Source organism: Catenuloplanes atrovinosus (assembly GCF_031458235.1).
Taxonomy (GTDB): domain Bacteria; phylum Actinomycetota; class Actinomycetes; order Mycobacteriales; family Micromonosporaceae; genus Catenuloplanes; species Catenuloplanes atrovinosus.
The window spans coordinates 8,257,097-8,284,032 of record NZ_JAVDYB010000001.1 but is presented as its reverse complement, the minus strand read 5'-3'; the positions used below and the strand labels follow the sequence as shown (position 1 = coordinate 8,284,032).

Sequence of the window (26,936 nt, the reverse complement as noted above, 5' to 3'; positions counted from 1 at the left end):
GGGGGCGGGTCAGGTCTTCCGGGCACCGATCACGCGCTGCAGCACGATGAAGAGCAGCAGCAGCGCGCCCACCACGATCCGGGTCCACCAGGACAGCAGGTCGGCGAAGTTGGTGATGGTCTGGATCACGCCGAACACCAGCACACCCAGCACGGTGCCGAGCACGAAGCCGGAACCGCCGGTGAGCAGCGTGCCGCCGATGACCACGGCCGCGATCGCGTCCAGCTCCATGCCGATGCCGGTGTTGCTGTACCCGGCGCTGGTGTAGAACGCGTACAGCACGCCGGCGGACGCGGCGCACAACCCGCTGACCGCGTAGACCGCCACCTTCGTGGCCGCCACCGGCAGGCCCATCAGGAGCGCGGACTGCTCGCTGCCGCCGATCGCGTAGACGTTGCGGCCGAACCGCGTGTAGTGCAGCGTCACGAACGCGATCGCCACCACGATCAGCGACAGCACCACGCTCGGGTCGATCCGGTAGTCGCCGAGCGGCACCATCGTGTTCGCCGTGTCCGTGAAGAACGGGTGCGTGATGCTGATCGCGTCCGTGCTGATCACGTAGCAGAGCCCGCGGGCCAGGAACATGCCGGCCAGCGTGGCGATGAACGGCGGCACCTCGAAGTAGTGGATGATCGCGCCCATCCCGCTGCCGCCGAGCGCGCCGATCACCATCACCAGCGGGATCACCACACCGGGCGACCAGCCGTGCGTCTCGACCAGCCAGGCACACAGCATGGTGGACAGCGCCAGCACCGAGCCGACCGACAGGTCGATGCCGCCGCTCAGGATCACGAACGTCATGCCGACCGCGAGGACCAGCAGGAACGCGTTGTCCTTGAACACGTTCAGCAGCACCTGGAGGTCGCCGAACGCCGGGAAGTACAGCGACGCGCCGATCCACATCAGCACCAGCACGGTCGCGGTCGCGAGCACCGGCACGTACCGCTGGCGACCGGTGAACACCTTGGCCAGCCGCACGCCGGTCGGCGTGGTCAGGGTCGTCATGCCGGAACCCTCACATTCGTCGGCTCGGACGCGGAGGTGGGTGGGGTGCTGCGTGGGCCGCGCCGGCGGCGGAAGACCTTCTCCCGGAACGCCGGGGACTGCAGCAGGCAGACCACGGTCACCACGGCGGCCTTGAAGACCAGCGTGGTCTCCGGCGGTACGCCCGTGGTGTAGATCGTGGTGGTCAGCGTCTGGATCACCAGTGCGCCGATCACGGTGCCGCCGATCGAGAACCGGCCGCCGGTCAGTGCGGTGCCGCCGATCACCACCGCGAGGATGGCGTCCAGCTCGATCCAGAGGCCCGCGTTGTTGCCGTCCGCCGAGGAGACGTTCGAGCTGATCATCAGTCCGGCCAGGCCGGCGCAGAGGCCGCTGACCGCGTAGACCAGCAGCACCAGGCTCCGCGACCGGATGCCGACCAGCCGGCTCGCCTCCGCGTTGCCACCGACCGACTCCAGCAGCAGGCCGAGCGCGGACCGGCGCATGATCAGCGCGGTCACCCCGATCACCACGGCCGCGATCAGCACCGACGCCGGCAGCGTGAATAGCCACCCCGCGCCGATCCACTTGTACGGCGAGCTGTTGATCGTGATGATCTGCCCATCCATGATCAGCTGTGCGATGCCGCGGCCGGCCACCATCAGGATCAGCGTCGCGATGATCGGCTGCACGCCGATCCGGGACACCATCACGCCGTTCCACGCGCCGAACAGCAGCGACACGCCGAGCGCCATCGCCACCGCGACCAGCACGCCGCTCAGCGCGTTCTGATCGGTCTGCCGGCTGATGTGCAGGCAGGCCACCGCGCCCGCGATGGAGACCACGGACCCGACCGAGAGGTCGATGCCGCCGGTCGCGATCACCAGCGTCATGCCGAGCGCAACCAGCGCCAGCGGCGCACCGAACCGCACGATGTCCACCAGGCTGCCGTACACGTGCCCGTCCACGATCCGGACCGCGAAGAAGTCCGGCTTGAAGAACAGGTTGCCGATCAGCAGCAGTACCAGCACCAGCACCGGCCAGAACAGCCGGCTCCTGACGACCCCGGTCATGCCGCGCTCCCTTCCCCGCTCGCGATGGTGCGCATGATCCGGTCCGCGGTGAGCGACTCGTCGTTGGCCAGTTCGGCCACCAGGTGGCGGTCGCGCAGCACCGCGACCTTGTGACTGAGCCGCAGCACCTCCTCCAGTTCGGCGGAGATGAACAGCACGGACACGCCGTCGGCCGCGAGCGAGACCACCAGCCGCTGGATCTCCGCCTTCGCGCCGACGTCGATGCCGCGCGTGGGCTCGTCCAGGATCAGCAGCTTGGGCTGGGTGATCAGCCAGCGGGCGAGCAGAACCTTCTGCTGGTTGCCACCGCTGAGGTTGCGGACCAGCGCGCCCGGATCGGCCGGCCGGATGCTCAGCGCCGCGATGTACTTCTCGATCAGCTCGTCCCGGCGGCGCGGCGGCACCGGGCGCATCCACCCGCGCGCGGCCTGCATGGCCAGGATGATGTTGTCCCGTACCGACAGGTCTCCGACCAGGCCCTCGGTCTTGCGGTTCTCCGGGAGGAACGCGATGCCCCGGCCGATCGCGGCGCGCGGCGTCCGTACCGGCTGGGCCGTGCCGTCGATCGTGATGGTGCCGGTCTCGGCGCGGTCCGCGCCGAAGAGCAACCGCGCCACCTCGGTACGGCCGGAGCCGAGCAGCCCGGCCAGGCCGACCACCTCACCACGGTGGATGGCCAGGTCGAACGGCGCCACCAGGCCGGTCTTGCCGACCGCCTCGGCCTGCAGGAACGGCTCCTGCCGCTCCAGCGTGGACAGCTCCGGCCGGGGCTGCTCCTCCAGTTCCTCCAGCACGGAGAGCTCCTTGCCGATCATCCGGGAGACCAGCTCGATGCGGCTCAGCTCGTCCGTGCGCCACTCGCCGACCAGGCGCCCGTTGCGGAGGATCGTCATCCGGTCGGAGATCTCGTAGATCTGCTCCAGGAAGTGCGACACGAACAGCAGCGCGACGCCGTCCTCCTTCAGCCGGCGCATCACCCGGAACAGTTGCCGCACCTCGTCCGCGTCCAGGCTGGAGGTCGGCTCGTCCAGGATCACCACCTTGGCCGCGATGTCCACCGCCCGGACGATCGCGATGAGCTGCTGCACCGCGAGCGAGAAGCTGGCCAGCGGCGCGGTCACGTCGATGTCCAGCTCCACCCGGGCGAGCAGCTCGCGGGACCGCCGCCGCATCGCCGGGTAATTGTTGATCAGGCCGAGGAACCGCGGCTCGCGGCCGATGAAGATGTTCTCCGCCACCGAGAGGTTGGGGCAGAGGTTCACCTCCTGGTAGACCGTGCTGACGCCGGCCTGCTGCGCCTTGAGCGGGCTGCTGAAGTGCACCCGCTCGCCGGCCAGCACGGATTCGCCCGCCTCGGCCTGGTAGACGCCGGTGAGCACCTTGATCAGAGTGGACTTGCCGGCGCCGTTCTCGCCCATCAGGGCGTGCACCTCGCCGGGGAACAGGCGGAAGTCGACGTCGGCCAGCGCGGTGACGCCGGGGAACTCCTTGGTGATGCCCTTCATCTGCAGAATCGGCTGGGGATCGTCCGGCATCGCGCCGTGCTCCTCTCCTCGCTGTCGTGCCATCGCGGCGGAGACGCCGCCGGCCCGGTGGCCGGGCCGGCGGCGCGCGCGATCAGTACTGCCGGTTGGGAAGCGCGGCGGCGGCCTGGTCCTGGGTGAAGACGCCCTCCTCGGTGAGGATGCGCTTCTCCACGGTCTCGCCGGCCACGACCTTCTTGACCACGTCCATCAGCTGCGGGCCGAGCAGCGGGTTGCACTCGACGACCACGTTGATCTTGCCGTCCACCATGGCCTGGAACGCGTCCTTGACGCCGTCGATCGAGATGATCTTGATGTCGACGCCGGGCTTCTTGCCGGCCTCCTCGATCGCCTGGATCGCGCCGAGCGCCATGTCGTCGTTGTGCGCGTAGAGCACGTCGATGTCCGGGTTGGACTGGAGGAAGGCCTGCATGACCTCCTTGCCCTTGGCCCGGGTGAACTCGCCGGTCTGCGAGGCGATGATCTTGAAGTTGGGGTTCGCCGCGATGCCCTGCGCGAAGCCCTCCTTGCGGTCGATCGCCGGTGCGGAACCCGTGGTGCCCTGAAGCTCCACGATGTTCACCGTCTCGTTCTTGCCCTGGTACTCCTGGACCAGCCAGTTCGCCGCGCGCTTGCCCTCCTCGATGAAGTCCGAGCCGAGGAACGTGACGTACAGCGAGGTGTCCGGCGAATCGATCGCGCGGTCGGTCAGGACCACCGGGATCCCGGCCTCCTTCGCCTCCCGCAGCACCGGCTCCCAGCCGGACTCGACCACCGGCGAGAACGCGATCACGTCGACCTTCTGCGTGATGTACGACCGGATGTTCTTGATCTGGTTCTCCTGCTTCTGCTGCGCGTCGGAGAACTTCAGATCGATCCCGGCCGCCTTGGCGGAGTCCTGGATGGACTTGGTGTTCGCGGTGCGCCAGCCGGACTCCGCGCCGACCTGGGCGAACCCGAGCACGATCGTGTCGCCGGCCGCGCCGCCCGCCTCGTCGTCCTGGGTGCCGTCACCGCAGGCCGCCAGCCCACTGGTGGCCAGACCGGCCGCCGCGACGACCGCGAAAAGCTTCCTCCTGCTTACGTGCATGACTCTGACTCCTCTGCCGAAGAACGCCGTGTACGTCGCTGCCCCGGCCCGCGAGTGCCCGCGCGAGCCGGTGATGCCGGTCCGATGAGGACCGTGGGGGAGAAACGTTGTGCCGCGTTGCGTGAACCAGGTGCCATGTGCTGTGGTGCCATGTGCAGGTGGTGCAAGGGCTCGGCCGGACGCGACGCACCCGCCGGAGTTGTGCTGGATCCGGCATTGCGGCGCCGCTGTCACGACCTCGTTACAGGGACGTTGCGCTGTAGTGTTAGCGCTAACAATCGATGAGTCAAGGGGTGGCCCGGGTCACAACTTGGCCACGATGATCACAAATACCTACAGGTCGGGGCAAGAAAACGGTCTACCAGGCGAATCATCACCGGGCGCCTGGGCGATAACCTGAAGCCGTGACATCGACTCCCGACGCGGCGCGACCGGCGGTCATGACCGACGTCGCGCGGCTCGCCGGTGTCTCCCACCAGACCGTGTCCCGTGTGCTCAACAACCACCCCAGCGTCCGGCCGGACACCCGCGAGCGGGTCATGCGCGCGGTCACCGCGCTGAGCTACCGCCCCAACGCCATGGCCCGCGGCCTGGCCAGCCGCCGCTCCCGCGTGCTCGGCGTGGTCAGCTTCGACACCATCCTGTACGGTCCGGCCGCCACGCTGCTCGGCATCGAGCGGGCCGCCCGCGGCGCCGGCTACGGCGTCAGCATCGTCACCCTGGAGCGCGTCGACCGCGCCGGCGTGCTCTCCGCCGTCGACGGCCTGGCCGCCCAGGGCGTGGACGGCATCATCGTCATCGCGCCGCAGATGGCCGCCCAGGCCGCGCTGCACAGCCTGCCTCGCGGCCTGCCCGCCGTCGCGGTCGAGACCGGCCAGGACGGCGTGCTCCCCGCGGTCTCCGTCGACCAGGCCGCCGGCGCCCGGCTCGCGGTCCGCCACCTGGTCGGGCTGGGCCACACCACGGTCTGGCACGTGGCCGGCCCCGGCGACTGGCTGGAGGCGCGCGACCGGGTGCACGGCTGGCGCGCCGCCCTCGAGGAGGCCGGCTGCCCGGTCCCCCCGGTGATCTCCGGCGACTGGGGCGCCCGCTCCGGCTTCACCGCCGGCGCCGCCCTGGCCGGCCGCAAGGAGGTCACCGCCGTCTTCACCGCCAACGACCAGATGGCCCTCGGCCTGCTCCGCGCCCTGCACGAACGCGGCGTCCGGGTGCCCCAGGACATCAGCGTGGTCGGCTTCGACGACATACCCGAGGCCGAGTTCATGCTCCCGCCGCTCACCACCGTCCGCCAGGACTTCGACGAGGTCGGCCGGCGCAGCATGACCGCGCTGTTGCGGGTGATCAACGGCGAGGATCCGCCGGACGACGGGGCGCGGGCCACCGTGGTCCCACCGACGCTCGTGGTGCGGCGCTCCACGTCCGCGCCGTCCCCTCACTGACGCCGCATCCGCCGATCCCGGAGACGGCGAACGGCCCCTCTCGTGGTGGGAGAGGGACCGCGAGCGGTCGGATCAGGCGGCGCCGGACTCGCGCCGGCGCCGGTGGTCTTCGTTCTGCCGGAGGGCCTCTTCGAGCTGATCCTCGAGGATGATGATGCGGCACGCGGCTTCGAGCGCGGTGCCCTGGTCGACCATCTCCCGGGCACGTGCCGCGAGGCGCAGCTGATAGCGGGAGTACCGGCGGTGCCCGCCGGCCGAGCGGAACGGGGTTATCAGTTTCGCCTCGTCGAGGCGGCGCAGGAAGTCCTGCGAGGCGCCGGTGATCTCCGCGGCGCGGCCCATCGTGTAGGCCGGATAGTCGTCGTCTCCGAACATGTCATCGGGTTGGGCCATACATTCCTCCATGTCGAGGGCCCCGGCGCAGAAGCGCCGGGGCCCAGGGTTTACGGGTAACACCATCTACCGGCAGGAATGCCGGGTTGTCGTATCCACACCCGCCGCCACCGGCGGCCTGGGGTGCGAGGATCGCATAAGCGTGACCGAAGACCACCTCTCGTTCGATGGAGACTGCGGTGTCCGCGCCAGAGCCGAACGCGTCCTGGCGGCGGGCGATCCAACGGTGTTCAACCCTCCCTTTCCTCTGCTTCACACGTCCGGTGCTGCCGTCCGCCGGTGCGGGAGCCCTACCCACTTCATGGCCCCCACACGTACGGCGGACTCTCTCAGGCGGAGCCCTGAAACCGCATCGGCCCCGCCTGCTTCCCTCCCCGACTCGCGATGACGTCGGGGTCACTTCCACTGCGGCGTCGAGCGCGCCACGGCGTGCCGCCGGGCCTCGGCTCGACGCGGGTCCTGCCGTCCGCGTCTTCGACGATCCTTGCTGTCAACACCAGAAACACTAACCACACCCCACCAGAAAGTCTAGTTCCGTGGACCCAGATTTTCTCGGCGTGTCATCCGAGACCGAAGGCGAGGCCGGCCGCGTCGACACCCCCTGAACCCCCATGAATCGGGACCGACCGGGCTTTCTTGGTGATCCTTTGATCCAGGACGTGCAGGGCTGCGTACTTGCTGCCGGACAGGGCGGCGAGACACGCGGGGTTAGGGCCTGGCGATCGGACAGCTGGAGGGTGCATTGCGACACGGCAGCAGCATCGACCTGAGTCTCCTGCGGCAGGGGGCGCACAGCGCGTCCTACGCCACGCTGCAGCGGAGCATGGGCGAGGGAGCGCGGATCGTCGACTTCTGCATCCCCTGCAACCCGTACTTCCCGACGCCGGAGATGTTCGCGGAACTGTCCGCGAACCTGGAGAGCATCCTGAAGTACTACCCGAGCAGCGCGGACACCATCACCAAACAGCTGTGCAGCGCGCTCGGGCTGCACCCGCAGACGGTGGCGATGGCGAACGGCTCGACCGAGCTGATCACCTGGATCGACCACCTGCTGATCAAGGAGAGCGTGGCGATCCCGATCCCCACGTTCGGCCGGTGGACGGACCAGCCGCTGGAGACCGGCAAGCGGGTGGACATGTACCCGCTGCAGGAGGCGGACAACTACCAGCTCGACCTGGACGACTACGCGCGGTTCATCCGGCAGCGCGGCTCCAGGGTGGCGGTGATCTGCAACCCGAACAACCCGGACGGCGGCTACATCCCACGGCGGGAGGTCCTGCGCTTCGTCGACATGCTGCACGACCTGGACCTGGTCATCATCGACGAGTCGTTCATCGACTTCGTGGACCAGGAGCGGCAGCCGTCGGTGGCGGCCGAGGCCGGCATCCGCTCGAACATGATCGTGTTGAAGAGCCTGGGCAAGAACTTCGGGCTGCACGGCATCCGGTTCGGCTACCTGGTGGCGAACCCGGCGCTGGCCACGAAGATCGGCTCCGCGCTGCCGAAGTGGAACCTGAACTCGCTGGCCGAGACGGTGGTCCACATGATCAAGGACCACGAGGCCGAGTACCGCGAGAGTCTGCGCCGGCTCTCCCGCGACCGGATGCGGATGGCGGACGAGCTGACCCGGGTGCCGGGTCTCACGGTCTGGCCGTCGCAGGGCAACTTCCTGCTGGTCAAGCTGGGGCCGGGCTGGGACGGTGTGGAGCTGCGCGACTTCCTGATCTCCCGGTACGGGATCTACGTCCGGGAGTGCGGTAACAAGCTCGGCATGACGAGCCAGTACCTTCGCTTCGTGGTACGCCCGCCGGAGGACGTGGTCCGGCTGGTGGACGGCATGCACGCGTACGGGCGGTACCTGCACGGCGCGGGTGAGGGCATGATGCACGTGGAGGCGGATTCCGAGAGCGCCGACCTCATCGTGCACCCGGCCAGCCGTCCGGCGATGACCAACGGAACCGGCGTGCACGCCGTCATCCGCTGACGACATCGCCGGACGCGGTCGCACGACGGCCGTGGTCCCCGGATTGGGCGCCGGGGCCACGGCCGTCGTGGTGTCTGACAACCCTTCGCGGGTACGCCGAGCCTTCCCTGAGTGGCTGCTCAAAATGGACTGAAACGGGGCTGCGCGGAGACTTAAAGATCATCTAGTATCCGCGCCATGCTTCCCCCGCTGTCGGCGCCGGACTTCGACGCCGCGACCGCATATCCCGAGGTCGCCGTGCTGCGCACCGCGCTGGGCGCCGGCGACTGGCCGGCCGTCCGGCGGCTGTGGGACTCGCTCGACTGGGCCGGTCGATCCGAGCTGGCCGGCGCGGTCGGCGACATCTCCCGCCCGGCGGAGGTCGAGCACCTCGTCGGCGTGCTGGAGGCCGCGTCGCGCGACGACCCCGCCGACCCGGCCGCCGGCGCCATGCTCGGCGCCCATCTGGTCGCGGCCGGGTGGCGGATCCGCAGCGGATATCAGGCCCGGTACGTCTCCGCCGACCAGTTCACCCGCTTCCACGAGCACCTGCGCCGGGCCGACGAGGTGCTGGCCGAGGCCACCGCCCGCAATCCGGGCAACGTGACCGCGTGGCAGTACCGCGTGACGATCGCCCGCGGCCTGCAGACCGGCCTGGCCGAGGCTCGGCGGCGGTACGACCGGGCCGTCCGCACCGACCCGCACCACGTGCGCACCGAGCTGTCGTACCAGCAGATGATCTGCCCGAAGTGGGACGGCTCCTGGGAGTTGCTGCACGAGTTCTCCCGTGAGCGCATGCTGGCCGCTCCGGAGGGCGCGCACAACGCGGTGCTGGTGCCGCTCGGGCACCTGGAGCACTGGCTGGAGCTCGACGACAAGAAGGACGCCGCCTACCTGAGATCGAAGGCGGTCCGGGACGAGATCTACGAGGCCGCGCACCGGTCGGTCTGGCACCCGGCGTTCCAGCGGACCGTGGGCTGGGTGCACGTGATGAACGTCTTCGCCGGCCTGTTCTCGCTGCTCGATGACCATCGCGCGGCGCTGAGCCAGTTCGCGGCGCTCGGGCCGCTGGCGACCGGGTCGCCGTGGAACTACATCGGCGGCGACGAGGGGCCGACCTTCATGTGGCGGCGCAACATGGCGATCATGGGGGCGAAGTGACGATCAAGCGTACGGAGATCGACGGCGTACCGACCGTGATCGCGCCGATGGACGGCCCGCTCACCGCCGGGCTCGTCTTCCGCGTGGGACGCGCGGACGAGCCGCTGGCCCGGGCCGGCATCACCCATCTGATCGAGCACCTGGCGCTGCACGGGCTCGGCCTGACCGACTACCACTACAACGGCTCCACCTCGCCGGTCACCACCACCTTCCAGCTCCAGGGGACCGAGAACGACGTCGTGACGTTCCTGAACGGCGTCTGCGCCGCGCTCGCCGACCTGCCGACGGAGCGGCTAGCCGTGGAGAAGGAGATCCTGCGCACCGAGGCGGCCGGCCGGGGCTCACTGGCCGAGCCGCTCGCGGTCTGGCGGTACGGCGCCCGCGGCCACGGCACGATCGGCTATCCCGAGTACGGGCTCACCGCGCTCACCCCGGATGACCTGCACGCATGGGTGTCCCGCTACTTCACGCGCGCGAACGCGATGCTGTGGATCGCCGGGCACGCCGTACCGGCCGGACTGGCGCTGGCGCTCCCGGACGGCGGCGTGCGCATGCCGGCGCCCGAGGTGACGTCCGCCTTGCCGGTCACGCCGGCCTACTTCCACGGGCCGAGCGCGCGGGCGATCGCCTACGAGACGGTGGTTGCCCGGGGCACCGCGGCCGGCGTCTACTCGGGTGTGCTGGAGCGGATGCTGTTCCGGGCGCTGCGGCAGGAGGCCGGCTACTCCTACCAGGTCGCGGCGGAGTACGCGCCGAGGGACGGCGAGTACGCCACGGTCGTCGCGGTGGCGGACGCGCTGCCGGAGAAGCGCGACGCGGCGCTGGGCGAGTTCACCGACGTGCTGACCGCGATCCGGCACGGCGTCATCGACCCGGCGGATCTGGCCGCGGTCGTCACGAAGACCGAGTCGGACCTGTCCGGGGTGGACCGGGACGCGCGGAGCCTGCCCGGGTACGTGCAGAACGAGTTGCTCGGCCGCCGCAATCTCTCCATCGACGAGTTCCGGGCGGAGCTGCGCGCGGTCACGCCCGGCGAGGTGGCCCGGGTCGCCGCGGAGGCGCATGCGACCTCGCTGCTCATGATCCCGGACGGCAGGGGCGCCGACTGGGCCGGTTTCACCGCCGCGCCGGTGGCGTCCACGGAGGCGGTCACCGGCCGGCGTCACCCGCTGCTCGCCGACCGCGCCCAGGCGCTCGTCCTGGGACCGGAGGGCGTCTCGCTGGCGGGGCCCCGCAGCGTGATCACGGTCCGGTACGACGCGACCGCGCTGCTGCTGGCCTGGCCGGACGGCGCCCGCCGGCTGATCGGGCACGACGCCATCATGACCCACATCGAGCCGAGCCTCTTCGCGGTGGACCCCGCCGCGATGGCCGCGATCGACGCGGCCGTTCCGGCGGACCTGCGGGTCGACATGCCGGCCCGGGACCCGGCGGAGATCCCCCGGCCACCGTCCGTCCTGCGACGGGCGCGCCGCAGGACGGGCCGGGCGCTCGCGATGGGCGCGAACCGCGCCGCGGACGCGATCGACGGCATCCCACCGATCACCCGCTGGCTGGTGAGCGTCGGGTTGTTCTTCGTCGCGATCCGCGCCGTGGCGGTGCTCTTCAGCGAGATCCCGAAGGCCATCACCGTGCCGGTGGCGACGGCGCTGCTGCTCGCGCTGTTCCTGCTGTCCGGGTGGGGGCCGCGGGTGCTGCGGTGGGCCCGCGGCCGGTTCGCCTACCTGGCGCGGTAGAGCGTCTCCAGGTAGCTGGGGCCGTAGTAGGCCTCCAGTTGCTCCAGCGTCTCCGCCGCCTGCGGCTGGACGTCCTTGACCAGGCGGGCGTGGCTGGGCAGGACCTCCGGGTGCCAGGTCTCCGGCTTCCACAGCGCGGACCGGAGGAACGCCTTGGCGCAGTGGAAGAAGATCTGCTCGATCTCCACCTCCAGCGCCAGGACCGGCCGGTGGCCCTTGACGACCATGTCCTCGAAGTAGGGCGCGTCGCGGATCAGGCGCGCCCGGCCGTTGATCCGCAGCGTCTCGGTGCGGCCGGGGATCAGGTAGAGCAGGCCGACGTGCGGGTTGGTCAGCACGTTGAGGTAGCCGTCGGCGCGGCGGTTGCCCGGCCGCTCCGGGATCGCGATCGTGGTGTCGTCCAGCACCAGCGTGAAGCCGGGCGGGTCGCCCTTGGGCGAGGCGTCGCAGGTGCCGTCCGCGGCCGAGGTGGAGATGACGCAGAACGGGGAGGCGGCCAGCCACTCCCGGTCCCGCTCGTGCAGCGCGACGCGCTCCTTGTTGACCGCGCGCGGCACCGGCGTGCCGAGCAGCGCGCGCAGTTCCTCCGGCGTGTCGATGCTGACCGTCCGTGCGGTGTCCATGACTGCTCCCCTTCCCCCGTGGCCGACGGTTCCCGAGTCTAGGGAAGCCGGACGGCCCCAACGAGTGTGTTTCCGCGCCATCGGGCGCGAGATTCTCGCCAGGGCCGTCCGGGTGGAGCGACGGTTACGGGCGGCCCAGCGCCCGGTACTCCCAGCCCGCGGCGCGCCACTCGGCCGGGTCCAGCGCGTGCCGGCCGTCCACGATGGACGGGCCGGCGACGACCGCGGCCATCGCGGCCGGGTCGATCTCGCGGAACTCGGTCCACTCGGTGAGCAGCACGACCACGTCCGCGTCGCGGGCCGCGTCCAGGGCGCTCTCGCCGTAGGACAGCTCCGGGTGGACGCGCTTGGCGTTCTCCATCGCGGCCGGGTCGAAGACGGTCACCCGGGCGCCGAGCCGGTGCAGGGTGCTCGCCACGTCCAGCGCGGGCGCGTCGCGGATGTCGTCGGAGTTGGGCTTGAACGCGGCGCCGAGCGCCGCGATCCGCTTGCCGGCCACGTCGCCGCCGGCCAGCTCGGTGACCAGGTCCACGGTACGGGCCCGGCGGCGCTGGTTGATGCCGTCGATCTCGCGGAGGAAGCCGACCGCCTGACCGACGCCGAGCTCCTCGGCGCGGGCCATGAACGCGCGGATGTCCTTGGGCAGGCAGCCGCCGCCGAAGCCGAGGCCGGGCCGCAGGAACCGGCCGCCGATCCGGGTGTCGAACGCCAGCGCCTCGGCCAGGTCGTGCACGTCCGCGCCGGTCGCCTCGCACACCTCGGCCATCGCGTTGATGTACGAGATCTTGGTGGCCAGGAACGAGTTCGCCGCGACCTTCACCAGTTCCGCGGTGGCCAGGTCGGTGACCTTCACCGGTACGCCCTGCGCCAGCACCGGCTCGAACGCGGCGCGCAGCCGCTCCTCGGCCCACGCCGACGCGACGCCGAAGACCAGGCGGTCCGGCTTCATGGTGTCCTCGACCGCGAAGCCCTCGCGCAGGAACTCCGGGTTCCAGGCCAGCTCGACCTCGTCACCGGCCGGGGCCAGCTCCTTGACCAGCGCGGTCAGCCGGGCGGCGGTGCCGACCGGGACCGTGGACTTGCCGACGACCAGCGCCTTGCGGGTGAGGTGCGCGGCGAGCGCGCTGACCGACGCGTCCACGTAGGTCATGTCCGCCGCGTGCGAGCCCTGCTTCTGCGGCGTGCCGACGCAGATGAAGTGCACGTCGCCGAACTCCGCGGCCTCCTGGAACGAGGTGGTGAAGCGCAGCCGCCCGGACTCCAGCGCCTTGGCGAGCAGCTCGGGCAGACCCGGCTCGAAGAACGGCACCTCACCGGAGGCGAGCCGGTCGATCTTGGCCTGGTCCACGTCGACGCCGAGCACCTCGAAGCCGAGCACGGCCATGCAGATCGCGTGCGTCGCGCCGAGGTAGCCGGTGCCGATGACGGTGAGACGAGGGGTGTTCACAGCGGTCTCCCAAAGTGATGAGTGTTCAGGAACAGCGGGTGTTGGAGATGCCCTTGGTAGCGCCGGTGACCTCGTTGTCGCAGGCGACCCGGTTGTCCTCGACCGGGGTGAGGTTGAAGCCGTAACCGGGCCCGTTGACGTTCGCGACGTTGCGGGTGAAGACGTTTCCCCTACCCCAACCGTCCACGACGGAATGCGTTTGGAACCCGTCGAGCGAGGAATTCGTCCCCGTGTTACCGGAGACGGTCCAGGCGTTGCCCTTCACGTCGACCCAGGAGTCGGCGTGCCCGCCGGAGAGCGCCGCACCGTCGAAGGTGTTCCCGTCGACGGCGCCGCCGGTCGTACCCTCCTTGATGTCGATGTTCTCCGCGGTGACCGCGGTGATCACGTTGTTCCGGACCACGTTGCGGTCGCTGGTGTCCGGCGCGCAGTCGGTGATGTCGCACCAGTTCGACTCCGCGGTGCCGACGTAGACGCCCTCGCCGAACTGCGGCTTGCGCAGCCCGGTGCCGCGGATCGTGTTGCCCTCGACCACGTTGTCCGAGCTGAACCTCCGCAGGTGGACGGCCTCGTCGCCGATCTGCTCCACGGTCAGCCCGGCGATCGTGGTGTAGCTGACGCCGTCCGCCATCACGCCCTTCTGCGCGTTGCGGACCGTGAAGCCGAGCACCCGCCAGTGGCTGGCGCCGTTCAGGTGCAGGCCGTAGCCCTTCTTCACGCCGCCGCCGTCCAGGATCGCGCCGGGCCCGCCGCAGAGCGTGATCGGCGCGTCCGCGGCGCCCGGCACCGCGGCGACGAACTGCCCGGGGTAGACCCCGTCGGCCAGCGAGATCACCGCGCCCGGCCGCGCGCCGGCCAGCGCCGCGGTGAGCCCGTCCGCGTCCGCCACCGTGACGGTGGCGGCCGGGCAGCTCACCGGGGCCGCCGTGGCGCCACCGGGTGCGCCGGCGCCGATCGGGCCGGTGGCCAGCGGCGCCGCGGTGCTGATCGGCGCCGGCGCGGCGGTGCCGGTCACGGCCGCGACCGGCGGGTCCGCCGGCGGCTCGGCCGACCGGCCGGCGAGCGCCACCGACAGCGACACCACGGTGATCGCCGCCGCCGCACCACCGATCCAGAGGCCCGGTCCGCCGGGGATGGTGCGTGTCACGCCGAGGCCCCCCGCAGCGACTTCGTGTTCTCGTACGGGTGGAAGAACCCGGTCCGGCGGCGGCGCACGCCCTGGATCGCGGAGAACGCGATGATCAGCACGATCGCGGTCCACAGCATGGTCATCGGGCTGGCGTAGTGCCGGAACTTCACCCAGAACGAGCTGGTGTCGTACCAGGCGCCGTCCTGGTTGTCCTCGGTCGTCAGGTCGCCGTCGGCGCGCGAGGTGTCCAGCGCGCTGGGCCCGACCCCGGAGATCACGTTGTGCGAGACGACCGAGCCGGTGACGGTGCCGACCATGGCGATGCCGTGGTTCTTCGCCTCCTCGACCGTGTTGCCGCGCACCTCCGCGGACGAGTCCCGGACGTAGAGGCCGTTGTCGACGTCGGTGACGATGTTGCCGGTCACGGTCGCGGCGGTCACCTCGTCGCGGACCGCGATGCCGTGCCGGGCCGCGCCGCGCACCCGGTTGCCGGTGATGGTCACCCGGTCCGCGCCCTCGCGGGCGACGATGCCGGCCTCGCCGCCGACCACCTCGTTGTTCTGCACGTCGACGTTGATGCCGCCGATCACCTCGATGCCGTACCGGGCGTTGTGGGTGACCTCGCTGTTCGCGACCGTGTTCGAGCCGTACGCGCCGACGAACTGGCCGGACGCGGACGCGCCCTCGGCCAGCGGCAGCCCGTTGACGGTGATGCCGTTGCCGCCGTTGTGGTCCGCGACCGCGTCGCTGATCCGCACCTGCTGCGCGGCCCGGGACAGCACGAACCCGTCGCCACCGTTGTTCCGGGACGTCACCTTCTCGATCACCAGGCTGGACGCGAAGCGGTGCATGACCACGCCGTCCTGCAGGCTGCGCTCCACCGTGGAGTCGGTGATGTTGACGCCGGTGGCGCTGGAGATGAACAGCCCGAACGCGTTGCCGCTGATCGTGGCGTGGTCGATCGAGCCGGAGACGTAGGACAGGCCCGGCACGTCGAACCGGGTGTCCGGCGCGACCAGCTCGCCGGTGGGCGAGGCGTAGATGTCGCCGGCACCGGGCGCGACGTTGGCCCCGTTGCGCCGCTCCTCCTTGGCCTTGTCCCGCGCGGCGTTACCGCTGATCTTGGTGTCCTCGACGCCGCCGGTGTTCGGCCGGTCCGTGCCGGTCAGGCTCAGCCCGCCGGTGCGGCCGCTCCAGAAGCCCAGGCCCTCGATCGACGCGTACGTCATGGAGAACTGCCCGCCGATCGCGCGGATGTACGCGCGGCCGTCGTCGACCAGCGTGTCCGTCGTACTGGTCCGCGGGTCCCAGCTCATGATCTTCGTCGGCGCCTGCGCCGAGCCGTCGATGGTCAGGTCGCCACCGAACGACACGATCGAGACGAAGCCGTTCGCGCTGCTGGCCAGCTTCAGCGTCAGACCGCCCGGATTGGACAGTCGCAGCTTCGCGCCCAGGTTCAGGTAGATGTTCTCGGTCAGCAGGTAGCTGCCGTCCGGCTGGCGCACGAACGTCTGCGGCGCCAGCTTGAGCAGGTCCGCGACCGTGTACGGCTCCTTCTGCTGGGTCAGCACCAGCGTGTACCCGTCGCCGGTGTCCAGCCGGTACGGCTTGGTCCAGTCGCCGCCGCGCATGCGGGCCACGCTGGTCACCGCGCGGACCGCGTTCAGCCGGGTGTCCTCGCCCACGACCAGCGCCGCCTGGCGCTCGGCCGCCTCGGTGTCCTCCGGTGCGGTGGCGGACGCCGGGGTCTGCATCACCGTCACCGCCATGATCGCCGCGCCGAGCGCGGCCGCGATGCGGTACCTCACACCGTCTCCTCGACCAGCACGGGCGCCGGCACCGGCGCGGTCAGCGTGGTGGCGCTCTGCCCCTCGCCGCCGATCGAGTCGGCGGTGCGGGTCAGCCAGCCCTGCTTGTTCATGGTCACGAACGCGTACAGCTTGATCGGCAGCGCGATGAAGATGACCACCAGCGCGGTCACCGGCAGCAGCAGGATCTCCTGCGGGTGGCGGCGCAGGTGCGAGAAGCCGCGCACGCCCCGGCCGAGCAACAGCCAGATCAGCGCCAGCACGATCGAGTGCCCGGTCAGCTCCAGCCGGCTGAAGATCAGGTAGCCGAGCGCCATGCCCATCGTCACCGGCGTCAGCAGGATCTGCAGCACGGTGATCTTGGTGACCATCGGCACCCGCCACAGCCAGCCCTTCCACAGCGCGGTCAGATACGTCCGGTACGAGTTGCGGCTCCACCGCACCCGCTGCTTCACGAACGCCCGGAACGAGCTCGGGAACATCGACAGCGCGCGGGCCGACGACTGGTGCACGGTCTGGTAACCCGACGCCAGCACCAGCCAGGTCAGCCGGCCGTCGTCGCCGGCCACGCACCGCCGGCCGAGGAAGAACTCGTCCTCCAGGTTGGGCACCACGGGCAGGATCGCCGCCCGCCGGTACGCCGCGGTCCGCCCGGACAGGCAGGCCACCGCCCCGGCCCGGCCCATCGCCGGCACGTAGTCGTAGTAGCGCAGGTTGACCAGCCAGTCAGCGACCCGGCGCCACACGCTGGTGGTGCGCTGGTACACGTTCTGCTGCGTGCCGACGCCACCGACCCGCGGGTCCACGAACGGCATCTGCACCGCGTCCAGCAGTCCCGGCAGCCAGCGCGTGTCCGAGTCGACCAGCACCACGATCTCGCTCGTCGCCGCGCGGATGCCGACGCCGAGCGCGGAGCGCTTCCCGGAGTGCAGGAACGGGATCACCCGTACCCGCGGGTCCTCGACCGCCCGCAGCCGCCGGATCACCTCGGTGTCCGCCAGATCCGGCACCACGATCACCTCGGTGGGGTTCTGCTCCAGCCAGGTGTCCAGGCACTCGAGCAGGATGTCCGGGTCCTCCCGGTAGGCCGGCACCACCACGCTCGTGGTGGTCCGGAAGTCGTTCACGACCGGCCTCGCGAACCGCGACAGCACGGCCCGGTACAGCCACAGGCACCACACGAAGATGCCGGCGAGTCCCAGCGGCATGAGGTCACGCCACGAGGTCTGACCCACCGCCTCCACGATCCACGACCAGACGACGTCGAATATCTCCGACACGTTCGACTCCCTGTCGAAATCCGCGCATTCCTAGAGCGCGGTCAGGCGAAAGAGCTCACAACCCGCGCAGCACCCGTCACCACGTCCTCAAGCACCCTTTCCAGGGCACGAGAACGCGGGGGTACGACGATCGCGGGAACCAGTCCGGCCGGTGGCTACGCTGCCGCCGACGATTTCAGCGGTCTAGCGGAATGACGCCGGAACGCGACGCCGAGCCTCGAAGGCCGGCGCACCGGAACTGATGGATGCGAGCTCCCCGCACGGGGAGCCACCATTCAGACTGAACATGAGAGCGTCTCCTTGGATTGACACCAAGGACGTCGGTTTCGCCTCTGGCTCCCCGCCGGACATGGGCGACCAACTCACCCGGCGGATCAACACCTCGCCCACGACCCCCTGCGGGCCGTTCGACGGGAATCCTGTCATCCCATCGTGAAAGAGGCAAGAAAAACCTAAAGCCGAACACCGGGTTTACACCTATAAAGAACGGGACCCACGACCCACAAGAAACCATTTCTCGTGGCCGAAACAAGCTTTTCACAATGATATGAGACCGGCGCCACAACCCGCTCGGGGCAACCAGCGGGCGCAATCCCGGCGACGCCGGGCACCCGGCCCCCTACAGCCGCGCAGCCCCACGCGGCAAGACCGCCATGGCCTCCATCGCGAGTCAGGTCGGCAAGACCGCCCAGACATCCAGCGGCACCGGAACGCGGCGGAGACATGGTCGGCCTCCACGCCGATGCACCGGCGCCCACCCGGCAGCGCGTTCGCGACTTCAACCAGCCGGCTCCTCAGCCGCCCTCGGGGCCCGCCCCGACATAGAAGACTCCCAACGACGCCTTGACCGATATCGCCATGATCGCGGTATTCATCACCTCTCTTTTCTTCCGAGGCCCGTGGGGTATATCCTCCAGACCAAGATCGGCGCGGGCCTCACGTGAATTCTTCGCGCTTGCGAAACAGTGGCAAATCAGTGCGGCTTCCCCTGGATTGGAATAATGACAAGCTTCGCCGATACCATTATCACGTCAAAGAGCAAGCCCGAAGCCATGAAGATGTGCCAGGATGCCCTACTCGTCCTTCCCAGACTCAAACTTCCCATCCGGATAGGGGAGTCCGTCGTTTCGGCCAAGACGAGATGGAGTTTCCTGTCCTACGGCGAACAGGTAGTGTGCACCATAACGCCGACATCGGAGGGCACGGCCATAGCCGTCAAGAGTGAATTGACGATGCACTTAACCGCATTCGACTACGGCATAAACCAAAAGAATGTCGCGGCCGTCATAGACCGGATTCGTCAGCTCAACGGAAGTCACCCACAAAACAGCCAGACCTGAACATGCACTCCTCAGGTCACCCACCGAGGAGCGCACCGCCAGCCTCGATCACCCTTCCCTCGGAGATCCGGCGCGCCACAGGACGCCGCCTCCGCACTCCACCTGCGACCGCTTCACCCGCGCCGCACAACCGGCACCCCCACCGGACCGTGGGTCTTCCCGGTTCGGCCCGGAGCAGAAATCGGCGAGACGCCCCGATTCGCACAATCTGCGAACACGAGGCGCCCAGAGTCTCGTGGAGCCACTCTCACCCGGCTCCCATCCACCGGCCCGTCGCCCAAGTGACAGCGCCGGGCACGCAAGACCATCGAGTATCTCCCCTTGCGGCCAATACCATACTGAAGCTATGTCGAATGCGTTTAAAGACGAAGCTTCACCGCCTGAGCCACTTGAAGGATTTTGTAGATCGTGTGGCGGAACGGGCATCGGCCCACAGCAACGACGTGGCAATTGCCCCAGTTGCGGCGTACGTCTTCTGCCACGTTCCCGCTACTCCATTCACGGAGCCAACAGCGAAGATGTGATCGCGGTGATGAAGGAGATCGAGCGGCAACGGCTCGCCGCCGGAACCCCTTGGCGTGCCGGGCTCTTCTACCTGACATGCCTCACTGTCGTGACCGCCATCGGTTTGGTGGCGGCTCGGGCGGTCGATTGGTGGATCTTGCCCATCGTGCTGACCGCCGCCCTCGTCTCCGTTGTCGTCATAGGCGCGCTCCAACTACGCCAGGATGGGAAAATCTCGGAGAAGACCTTGGCGAGCCTCATAGGAGCCGCGTTCAGAACAGCGAAGTCCGTTCTACCGTCACAGCCCCCACCGTCCTCGCAACCGTGACCACTCGGCCCTTCAGAACGACGCGACGCACACATTCGACCACGGCATAAACCAGACGAATATCACCGCCGCCATAGACCCAATTCGCCAGCCCAGCGAATTTCATCCACAACCCAGCCAACTCCGAACACCCGCCCCTCAGCTCGCCACCTGAGGAGCACACCCGCCGCCGACCCCGATCAGCCTCTCCCCCTCGGCAATCCAACATGCCCCGACGGCGCTTCCCCGCCCCACCTGCGACCGCTCCACCCCACGCCGCACCCCCAGCGCGCCTAGCACGCCCACCGCACTCAGCGCGCCCACCGCACTCACCGCACTCAGCGCGCCCACCGCACTCACCGCGCTCAGCGCGCCCACGGCACTCACCGCGCTCAGCGCGCCCACGGCACTCACCGCACTCAGTGCACCCACCGCACCCACCGCACTCAGCGCGCCCACGGCACTCACCGCACTCAGCGCGCCCACCGCACTCACCGCGCTCAGCGCGCCCACGGCACTCACCGCGCTCAGCGCGCCCACGGCACTCACCGCACTCAGTGCACCCACCGCACCCACCGCACTCAGCGCGCCCACGGCACTCACCGCACTCAGCGCGCCCACGGCACTCAGCGCACCCACCGCACTCAGCGCGCCCACCGGACCGTGGGGCGTCCGGGGCTCGGCCCCGGAGCAGAAATGACGAGACGCCCCGGTTCGCGCAATCCGCGAACACGAGGCGTCCAGAGTCTCGTGGAGCTGAGGGGATTTGAACCCCTGACCCCCTCGATGCGAACGAGGTGCGCTACCAGTCTGCGCCACAGCCCCAACCCCGCCTGGCGGCTTCCCGCTGGCGGAACGTGGACAACATTAACAGGCCCCGTGACGCCCACGCGAATCGCCCCCCGCGTGTCACGCGGAGTCTGGCCGCCGCATCTGGCCGGGTCCGCCGCCGGCCTGGTAGGGGCGTCCGCGGAGCCCGGGCGGTGGCCGGTATGACACCGAGCCGCCGCGGGGCGGGGGTGCCGGGGGCGCGGGGGTGCCGTCCGCCGCGGCGGGCAGGTCCGTCTCCGGGCCGCGGTCCAGGCCCATCGCGGCCCGGCGTACCGCTTCGCGTTGTGCGGCGAGGCGGAGCCGGTCGGCCTTGCGGGCGGCGGCACGCCGTTCCTGTTCCCGTCGCACCTCGGCCTGCCGGCGGGCCAGCCAGAGTGCCTCACGGGTCTCCTGGCGGCGCCGGCGGCGTTCCGCTATGGCCCGGTTCCGCAGGTGCACGACGTAGACGACGAGGAGGGTGCCGGTGACCGAGACGCTGATCCAGAAGCCGGGGCCGACGACGGCCACGCCGATGAGCTGGACGCCGTTGAGGAGGGCGAGCGCGGCCAGGACGCGGCGGCGCCGGGTGACGGCGGTCGCGTGGCGGCGGCGCGTGGCGGGGCGCCGTGGGGCGCGGCGGGCGCCGTCCGGGACGAGGCGCAGTGACCGGCGCCGGCCGCGCCGCCCGCCGGGGCCGGGTGGGCCGGAGACGGGCGTGGACGACTCCACCCCCACGGAGCTGGACAAACCGGCACTATCAGGCGAAAATGGCACGGAACCCGGCGGCATCAGGTGCCGTGGCGGGTTGAGCGGGCGGCGTCCGGGCACGGTGCGGCGACGGCGGCGGCGCTCAAGCACCCTGGCCGTCGACTGCGCCCGCTCCGCCACCTGGCGCTCGGTTGCGTCGTACCGGCGAACCAACGCCGGCGCGAGGGCGAGCAGCCCGGCGGCAGCGAGGACGGCGAGGAGCACCGAGGTCGGCACCCTCAACCCTCCCGTCACCCCATCGACGACCGCGAGGCCGCCGTCAAGTCCCAGTTCTTCGAGGTTACGGGTGGCCCGAGGGCAAACCGGTACGGCGCGCCGACCGTACCCCGGTAAAAAAGATCATGCGGGGGGCCGGCTCAACCGGTGCCAGCGCCGCAGCAGACCACCCTCGGCGGCCACGTCCTCGCTGGTCAGCGAGTATCCGAGGTGGTCACGCCAGGCGCCGTCGATGTGCATGTAGCGCGCGTGGTAAGCCTCCTCACGGAAGCCGAGCTTCTCCACGACGCGCCGGGACGGCTTGTTCTCCGGACGGATGTTGACCTCGATGCGGTGCAGGCCGCCGGGGCCGAACGCGTGGTCCACCGCGAGCGCCAGCGCGGTCGGGATGATGCCGCGGCCGGCGACCCGGGAGTCGACCCAGTAGCCGCAGTACGCGGAGCAGAACGCGCGCCGCACGATGTTGCCCAGGTTGAGGTGGCCGACCACGCGCTCCGGCCGGCCCGGCTCGCGCAGGCAGACCGCGAACGGCATGCTCTCGCCGCGCCGCGCGGTCCGGCGCATGTCCTGGAGCACGTACCGGTACGCGCGGGTGGAGTTGAGCTCGTTCCACGGGCCGGGCGGCGACGACTCCCACGGGGTGAGCCAGGCGCGGTTCGCGATGCGCACCTCGGACCAGGCGGCGGCGTCGGAGCGCCGGTACGGCCGCAGCAGCACCGGCCCGTCCGACAGCGTGGCCGGCCACCCGGGGGTCTCCCCCCAGATCACGCGGTCACCTCCGCCGGTCGAGCAGCAACACGTCCACGGTGGAGCCCGCGGCGGCGCTGGTCACCCGCTCGCCCAGGACGAGCAGGCCGTTCGCCTCGGCCATGCCGGAGAGCGTGTACGGCCCACCGGCCAGCGGCTGGACCGTGTAGCCCCCGCCGCGCCGCTCGGCCACGTGCGCGGGCCGGAACTCGCGCAGGCCGGCCGGCGACGAGACCGTCTCCAGCAGGTGCGCCCGCACGCTCGGCCGGAACACCGGCTCCGCGCCCGCCAGCAGCTGGATGGCCGGCCGGGCCAGCACCTCGAAACCCACCAGCGCGGCGCCTGGGTCCCCGGGCAGACATATGATCGGTACCTCCTCGGCACCGACCGTACCGAACCCGAGCGCGGTGCCGGGATAGAGCGCCACATCGGTGAACGTGACCGGCCCGGTGCGCCCGACGTCACGCCGGGAGAGTATGCGGCGGACCATGTCGCCGGGGCCGGTACCCGTACCCCCGGTGGTGATCAGCAGGTCGGCGCGGAGCGTCTGGTCCTCCAGCAGCGCGCGCAGGCCCTCCGGGTCGTCGTCGCAGATGCCCAGCCGGTACGCCAGCGCGCCCGCCTCCACCGCGGCGGCGGTGAGCGCGTGCGAGTTCGCGTCGACGACCTGCCCGGGCTGGCTGGCGCGGCCCACCTCGACCAGTTCGTCGCCGGTCGCGACCACGACCACGCGCGGGCTGGGCCGCACCACCACGTGCCCGATCCCGGACGCGGCGAACACCGCGACCAGGGCCGGGCTGACGTAGGAGCCGGCGCGGGCGAGCACCGAGCCGGCCGGCAGTTCCTCGCCGGCGCGGCGCAGCCCGTACCCCCGCTTGGGGGCCTGGTAGATCTCGACGGCGGCCATGCCCTGGTCGGTCCAGGGCACCGGCACCACCACGTCCGCGCCCATCGGCAGCGGCGAGCCGGCCGCGACCGAGAAGCACGCGCCGGGCGTGAGCCGGACCGGGCGCCAGCTGGCGGCGCCGAGGTCGCCGACGACGTTGAGACGGACCGGCCGCGGGTCCGGCACCCTGCCCTCGTGCATGCCGAAGGCGGGGTGCGAACCGCTGCGGCCGGCCGCCGCGATGTCCTCCCAGCGCGCCGCGTACCCGTCGATGGCCGCCTGGTCGAACGCGGGCACCGGATGCGGGCTGGTCACGTGCTCGGCGAGCACGTTCCCGTACGCCTGGGTGAGGTCGAGGTCGAGCGGAGGCAACGGCCGTAACCTGCGCAGCACGCTGCCCAGGTAGTCGGCGAGTGGCGTCAGCTCGTTAGCGGCCGCCTCGGCGTCGGCCGTCGCAGTCATCCGGTTTGTCCTCCGACGTAGTCGCCGAGCCAGGCGCGGAACGCCGGGCCGATGTCCTCCCGCTTGGCCGCGAGCTGGACCACGGTCTGCAGGTAGCCGAGCGGCATGCCGGTGTCGTACCGGGTGCCGCGGTAGACGATGCCGTGCACCGGCGTGCCCTCGGCCAGCAGCGTGGCCATCGCGTCGGTCAGCTGGATCTCGCCGCCGCTGCCGGGCTTGGTCTCCTTGATGACGTCGAAGATCCGGCCGGGCAGCACGTAACGGCCGACGACCGCGTAGTTGCTCGGCGCCTCCTCCTTCTTCGGCTTCTCCACCAGGCCGGTCACCCGGACCACGTCGCCGTGCTCCTCGTAGCCCTCGGCCGGCGCGACGGAGGCGATGCCGTACCGGGAGACCTCGTCGTCCGGCACCTCGATGAAGGCCAGGACGATCCCGCCGGTACGGGCCTGGAGGTCCAGCATGGCCGGCAGCAGCGGCTTGTCCTCCTCGACGAACTCGTCGCCGAGCAGCACCGCGAACGGCTCCTCGCCGACGTGCGAGGCGGCGGTGCCGACCGCGTGGCCGAGGCCGAGCGGCTCGCCCTGGCGCACCGTGTAGATGTCCGCCAGGTCGCTGGTGCGCCGGACCTCGTGCAGCCGCTTGTCGTCGCCCTTGGTGCGCAGCCGCTCCTCGATGTCCGGGCGGCGGTCGAAGTGGTCCACCATGGAGGTCTTGCCGCGCCCGGTCACCAGCAGCACGTCGGTGATGCCGGCGGCGGCGGCCTCCTCCACGATGAACTGCAGCACCGGCCGGTCGACCACGGGCAGGAGTTCTTTGGGGACGGCCTTGGTCGCGGGCAGGAACCGGGTCGCGAGTCCGGCGGCGGGAATGACCGCCTTGACGGCTCGGCGGCCGGAGGCGGCCTGCGGGGTGTCTGTCGTGGTCATGGCTCGGGTCACGGCACCTTCGCTGAGGGTGGGGTCCGACATGCCGCGAGACTATCGGCCACGGCTCTGCCGCGGCGTCTGCGGTCCCGACGGCACGCCGGACGGAGTCGCGGCTGCCCCCTCATCATCTGCCCCATCGGCCTCACCCGCCACCGAAACAGGATTAAGACGGACATCAAGCTCGGATTCCCGATCAAAATCAAGAGCCAGCAGCGGTACGGCCGGGATGGTGGCCGACGACACGCCGGCCCGTGGCGCCCGCGCGGCCGGCGGCGGCGCGCTGATCCGGTAGGTGTCCCGGCCGGCCGCCTTCGCCGCGTAGACCGCCTCGTCCGCCGCGTCCAGCACGCGCTGGGCGTGCCCGCCGTGCCGCGGGTAGACCGCGATCCCGATCGAGACCGTCACCGGCACCCGCAGCCGCTCGGAGACCGCCACCGGGCTGTCCCGCACCGCGGCGCCGAGCCGCTCCGCGACCGTGGCCGCGCCGTCGGAGTCGGTCTCCGGCAGCAGCACCACGAACTCCTCGCCGCCCTGCCGGAACGCCAGGTCGACCTCGCGCAGGCCGGACCGTACCCGCCGGGCGAACTCCACCAGCACCGCGTCGCCGACCGCGTGCCCGTACGTGTCGTTGACCGCCTTGAAGTGGTCCAGGTCCAGCACCAGCACGGCCAGCGTGCGCCCGAACCGGCTGGCCCGCTCCACCTCGCGCCGGATCGACTCCTGCAGGTAGCGGTAGTTCCACAGTCCGGTGACCGGGTCGGTGAGCGAGAGCCGCTGCGCCTCCTCGTGCACCCGTACGTTCTCCACCGCGACCGCGGCCTGCCCGGCGAACGTGCGCAGCGTGCCCAGGTCCACGTCGTCGAAGTCGTCCGCGCCGAGCCGGTCGTAGAGCGCCAGCACGCCGCTCGCGGCCGGCCCGGCCTCCCCGGCCGCGTCGTCGTACGGCGGCCGGAACGGCACCGCCACGTACGTCCGGCAGCGCGGCTCCTCCGGGCAGAGCGGCGCGCCGTCCGGGTGCACCCGGCCCCGGCGCGGCTCCGCGGTGGCGGCCACGGAGCCGAGCAGGCCACGCCCGACCGCGATCCGCAGTGCGGCCGGCTCCGCGTGCGGCGTCCGGTCGCCCAGCCCGTCCGCGCAGCGGCCGACCAGGTGGCCGGTCTCCGGGTCGTGCAGCAGCACCAGGCCGGCCCGCGCGCCGGTGGCGACCATCGCGGTACGCAGCAGCACGCGCAGAATCCGGTCCAGGTCGTGCGTGCCGGAGAGCGTCTCGCCGAGCGTGCGCAGGTGCCGGCGCAACTGGTCGCGGCCGGCGGTGAGCGCCTGCACGTACGCCTGCGTCTCCCGGGTCATCCGGTTGAACGCGCCGCCGAGCCGGGCCACCTCGTCGTGCCCGCGCACCGGCACGCGCGCGTCCAGGTCGCCGCCGGCCACCCGGTCGGCGGCGCGGACCAGTTCGGCCAGCGGGCGGGTGGTGGAGCGGGCCAGCGCGGCCGCGACCAGCACGGCGAGCGCGCCGGCCAGCACCACGATGCCGAGAAGCACGGCGAAGAGGTCACGGCGGTCCGGGCCGGGCACCGAGACGGCCAGCGGGAGCGGCTGGCCGGGGGCGGGGCCGAGGCGGCGGACGTACCGGCCGTCGCCGTCGGCGGCGCTGCCACCGCCGGTCAGCCAGGCGAGTCCGGCCCGGTCCGCGGGCTCCGCGGCGCCGCGCGCGGCCGTACCGTCCGGGTCCTCGATCAGCGTGACGCCGCCGCCGGTCGCGGCGGACAGCCGGCGGACCAGGCCCTCGTCGACCGCCTGCACCACGTAGACCACGGCCACCCGCAGGCCGAACGCGTCGCGGATCTCCACCCGGGCCGCGATCGCGCGCGGCGGCGCCTCGGCGCTGCCCGGCGCGGCGCAGTCGGCCCACGGCGACGCGGGCAGGTTCGCGGTGGTCAACTGCGGGGCGCCGGTCCCGTCCACCACCTGGACCGCGCTGGCCAGCCCGCGGGAGACGACCCGCGCGGCCAGGCCGGCGCGCTGGGCCGGGTCGGGCAGCACGGCGAGCGCGTCCGCGCTGGCGGAGAGCCGTCCGCAGAGCCCGCCGACCGCACCGCGGACCGCCTCGGCGGCCAGGTCGAGCCGCTCCTGCGCGCGGTCGCGGCCGAGCGCGTCGACGGCGCCGCCGACGAAGACGGCACCGAGCAGCACCGGGCCGAGCACCACCGAGAGGAAGGCGGAGGTCAACCGTCCGCGCAGGGTCACCGCCTCTCCCCCCATGACGCCGGGCCCGTTAGCTGCGATGCTGGCACAGGACGCCCCGAATGCCGGGGTTGTGG

General features: G+C 71.1%; 22 protein-coding genes and 1 tRNA gene. 6 read left to right on the top strand and 17 right to left on the bottom strand.

From position 1 onward, the window contains the following. Nucleotides 1-9: 9 nt before the first annotated feature. The 4 genes from yjfF to J2S41_RS37040 form a co-directional block, all read right to left on the bottom strand. Nucleotides 10-1,005, bottom strand: coding sequence for a galactofuranose ABC transporter, permease protein YjfF (gene yjfF, locus J2S41_RS37055; RefSeq protein WP_310375310.1), 996 nt, complete (start codon nucleotides 1,003-1,005; stop codon nucleotides 10-12). Beyond that, nucleotides 1,002-2,057 carry an ABC transporter permease gene (locus J2S41_RS37050; RefSeq protein ID WP_310375307.1) on the bottom strand — a complete coding sequence of 352 codons (1,056 nt, stop codon included), beginning with the start codon at nucleotides 2,055-2,057 and terminating at the stop codon, nucleotides 1,002-1,004. The genes yjfF and J2S41_RS37050 overlap by 4 nt, the downstream gene beginning before the upstream one ends. Further along, nucleotides 2,054-3,592: a sugar ABC transporter ATP-binding protein gene (locus J2S41_RS37045; RefSeq protein WP_310375306.1), complete on the bottom strand. Its 1,539-nt coding sequence runs from the start codon at nucleotides 3,590-3,592 to the stop codon at nucleotides 2,054-2,056. Before J2S41_RS37045 ends, J2S41_RS37050 begins: the two co-directional genes overlap by 4 nt. Nucleotides 3,593-3,674: 82 nt before the next feature. Continuing rightward, on the bottom strand, nucleotides 3,675-4,670 hold the full coding sequence (locus J2S41_RS37040) for an ABC transporter substrate-binding protein (protein WP_310375303.1): 996 nt from the start codon (nucleotides 4,668-4,670) through the stop codon (nucleotides 3,675-3,677). Between the two features lie 404 nt (nucleotides 4,671-5,074). Here J2S41_RS37040 and J2S41_RS37035 point away from each other — a divergent pair, with 404 nt between their 5' ends. Further along, complete coding sequence (locus tag J2S41_RS37035; protein ID WP_310375302.1) at nucleotides 5,075-6,109, top strand: LacI family DNA-binding transcriptional regulator; 1,035 nt, start codon at nucleotides 5,075-5,077, stop codon at nucleotides 6,107-6,109. Between the two features lie 72 nt (nucleotides 6,110-6,181). Here J2S41_RS37035 and J2S41_RS37030 read toward each other — a convergent pair whose 3' ends face one another. After that, nucleotides 6,182-6,502 carry a MerR family transcriptional regulator gene (locus tag J2S41_RS37030; protein ID WP_310375300.1) on the bottom strand — a complete coding sequence of 107 codons (321 nt, stop codon included), beginning with the start codon at nucleotides 6,500-6,502 and terminating at the stop codon, nucleotides 6,182-6,184. Nucleotides 6,503-7,244: 742 nt separating this feature from the next. Between J2S41_RS37030 and J2S41_RS37025 the strand changes: the two genes are divergently transcribed. From J2S41_RS37025 to J2S41_RS37015, 3 genes are all read left to right on the top strand, one after another. Next, nucleotides 7,245-8,486, top strand: a complete 1,242-nt coding sequence (locus J2S41_RS37025) for a pyridoxal phosphate-dependent aminotransferase (RefSeq protein ID WP_310375299.1) — start codon at nucleotides 7,245-7,247, stop codon at nucleotides 8,484-8,486. A gap of 177 nt (nucleotides 8,487-8,663) precedes the next feature. Then, entirely contained in the window at nucleotides 8,664-9,626 is a 963-nt protein-coding gene (locus J2S41_RS37020) for a hypothetical protein (RefSeq protein ID WP_310375298.1), read from the top strand. After that, nucleotides 9,623-11,362 carry a M16 family metallopeptidase gene (locus tag J2S41_RS37015; protein ID WP_310375297.1) on the top strand — a complete coding sequence of 580 codons (1,740 nt, stop codon included), beginning with the start codon at nucleotides 9,623-9,625 and terminating at the stop codon, nucleotides 11,360-11,362. The genes J2S41_RS37020 and J2S41_RS37015 overlap by 4 nt, the downstream gene beginning before the upstream one ends. Here the strand turns inward: J2S41_RS37015 and J2S41_RS37010 are convergent. From J2S41_RS37010 to J2S41_RS36990, 5 genes are all read right to left on the bottom strand, one after another. Continuing rightward, nucleotides 11,347-11,985: a pyridoxamine 5'-phosphate oxidase family protein gene (locus J2S41_RS37010; protein ID WP_310375295.1), complete on the bottom strand. Its 639-nt coding sequence runs from the start codon at nucleotides 11,983-11,985 to the stop codon at nucleotides 11,347-11,349. The genes J2S41_RS37015 and J2S41_RS37010 overlap by 16 nt on opposite strands. Nucleotides 11,986-12,109: 124 nt before the next feature. After that, entirely contained in the window at nucleotides 12,110-13,432 is a 1,323-nt protein-coding gene (locus tag J2S41_RS37005; protein ID WP_310375294.1) for a UDP-glucose dehydrogenase family protein, read from the bottom strand. 25 nt (nucleotides 13,433-13,457) lie between these two features. After that, the gene (locus J2S41_RS37000; RefSeq protein ID WP_310375292.1) at nucleotides 13,458-14,579 is read right to left on the bottom strand and encodes a right-handed parallel beta-helix repeat-containing protein; all 1,122 of its coding nucleotides are present in this window, start codon (nucleotides 14,577-14,579) and stop codon (nucleotides 13,458-13,460) included. Beyond that, a complete protein-coding gene (locus J2S41_RS36995) occupies nucleotides 14,576-16,369 on the bottom strand; it encodes a right-handed parallel beta-helix repeat-containing protein (protein ID WP_310375291.1) in 1,794 nt (597 codons plus the stop codon). Before J2S41_RS36995 ends, J2S41_RS37000 begins: the two co-directional genes overlap by 4 nt. Next, nucleotides 16,366-17,649 (bottom strand): glycosyltransferase, encoded by a 1,284-nt coding sequence (locus tag J2S41_RS36990; protein WP_310375290.1) that lies wholly within the window; start codon nucleotides 17,647-17,649, stop codon nucleotides 16,366-16,368. Before J2S41_RS36990 ends, J2S41_RS36995 begins: the two co-directional genes overlap by 4 nt. Before the next feature lie 1,001 nt (nucleotides 17,650-18,650). Between J2S41_RS36990 and J2S41_RS36985 the strand changes: the two genes are divergently transcribed. Together J2S41_RS36985 and J2S41_RS36980 are read left to right on the top strand one after the other, a co-directional pair. Further along, nucleotides 18,651-18,989 (top strand): hypothetical protein, encoded by a 339-nt coding sequence (locus J2S41_RS36985; protein ID WP_310375289.1) that lies wholly within the window; start codon nucleotides 18,651-18,653, stop codon nucleotides 18,987-18,989. Between the two features lie 532 nt (nucleotides 18,990-19,521). Continuing rightward, entirely contained in the window at nucleotides 19,522-19,821 is a 300-nt protein-coding gene (locus J2S41_RS36980; protein WP_310375287.1) for a hypothetical protein, read from the top strand. A gap of 138 nt (nucleotides 19,822-19,959) precedes the next feature. On the opposite strand, the gene J2S41_RS36975 is transcribed toward J2S41_RS36980, so the two are convergent. The 7 genes from J2S41_RS36975 to J2S41_RS36945 form a co-directional block, all read right to left on the bottom strand. Next, complete coding sequence (locus J2S41_RS36975) at nucleotides 19,960-20,421, bottom strand: hypothetical protein (protein WP_310375285.1); 462 nt, start codon at nucleotides 20,419-20,421, stop codon at nucleotides 19,960-19,962. A gap of 130 nt (nucleotides 20,422-20,551) precedes the next feature. Continuing rightward, nucleotides 20,552-20,625, bottom strand: a tRNA-Ala gene (locus tag J2S41_RS36970). A gap of 84 nt (nucleotides 20,626-20,709) precedes the next feature. Further along, nucleotides 20,710-21,594 (bottom strand): divisome protein SepX/GlpR, encoded by an 885-nt coding sequence (gene sepX, locus J2S41_RS36965; protein ID WP_374728223.1) that lies wholly within the window; start codon nucleotides 21,592-21,594, stop codon nucleotides 20,710-20,712. A gap of 123 nt (nucleotides 21,595-21,717) precedes the next feature. Next, nucleotides 21,718-22,362, bottom strand: coding sequence for a GNAT family N-acetyltransferase (locus J2S41_RS36960; RefSeq protein WP_374728222.1), 645 nt, complete (start codon nucleotides 22,360-22,362; stop codon nucleotides 21,718-21,720). Between the two features lie 4 nt (nucleotides 22,363-22,366). After that, nucleotides 22,367-23,689: a molybdopterin molybdotransferase MoeA gene (locus J2S41_RS36955; protein WP_310375282.1), complete on the bottom strand. Its 1,323-nt coding sequence runs from the start codon at nucleotides 23,687-23,689 to the stop codon at nucleotides 22,367-22,369. Further along, nucleotides 23,686-24,615: a UTP--glucose-1-phosphate uridylyltransferase gene (locus J2S41_RS36950; protein WP_310375281.1), complete on the bottom strand. Its 930-nt coding sequence runs from the start codon at nucleotides 24,613-24,615 to the stop codon at nucleotides 23,686-23,688. The genes J2S41_RS36955 and J2S41_RS36950 overlap by 4 nt, the downstream gene beginning before the upstream one ends. A 51-nt stretch (nucleotides 24,616-24,666) precedes the next feature. Beyond that, complete coding sequence (locus J2S41_RS36945) at nucleotides 24,667-26,862, bottom strand: GGDEF domain-containing protein (RefSeq protein ID WP_310375279.1); 2,196 nt, start codon at nucleotides 26,860-26,862, stop codon at nucleotides 24,667-24,669. Nucleotides 26,863-26,936: the final 74 nt, after the last annotated feature.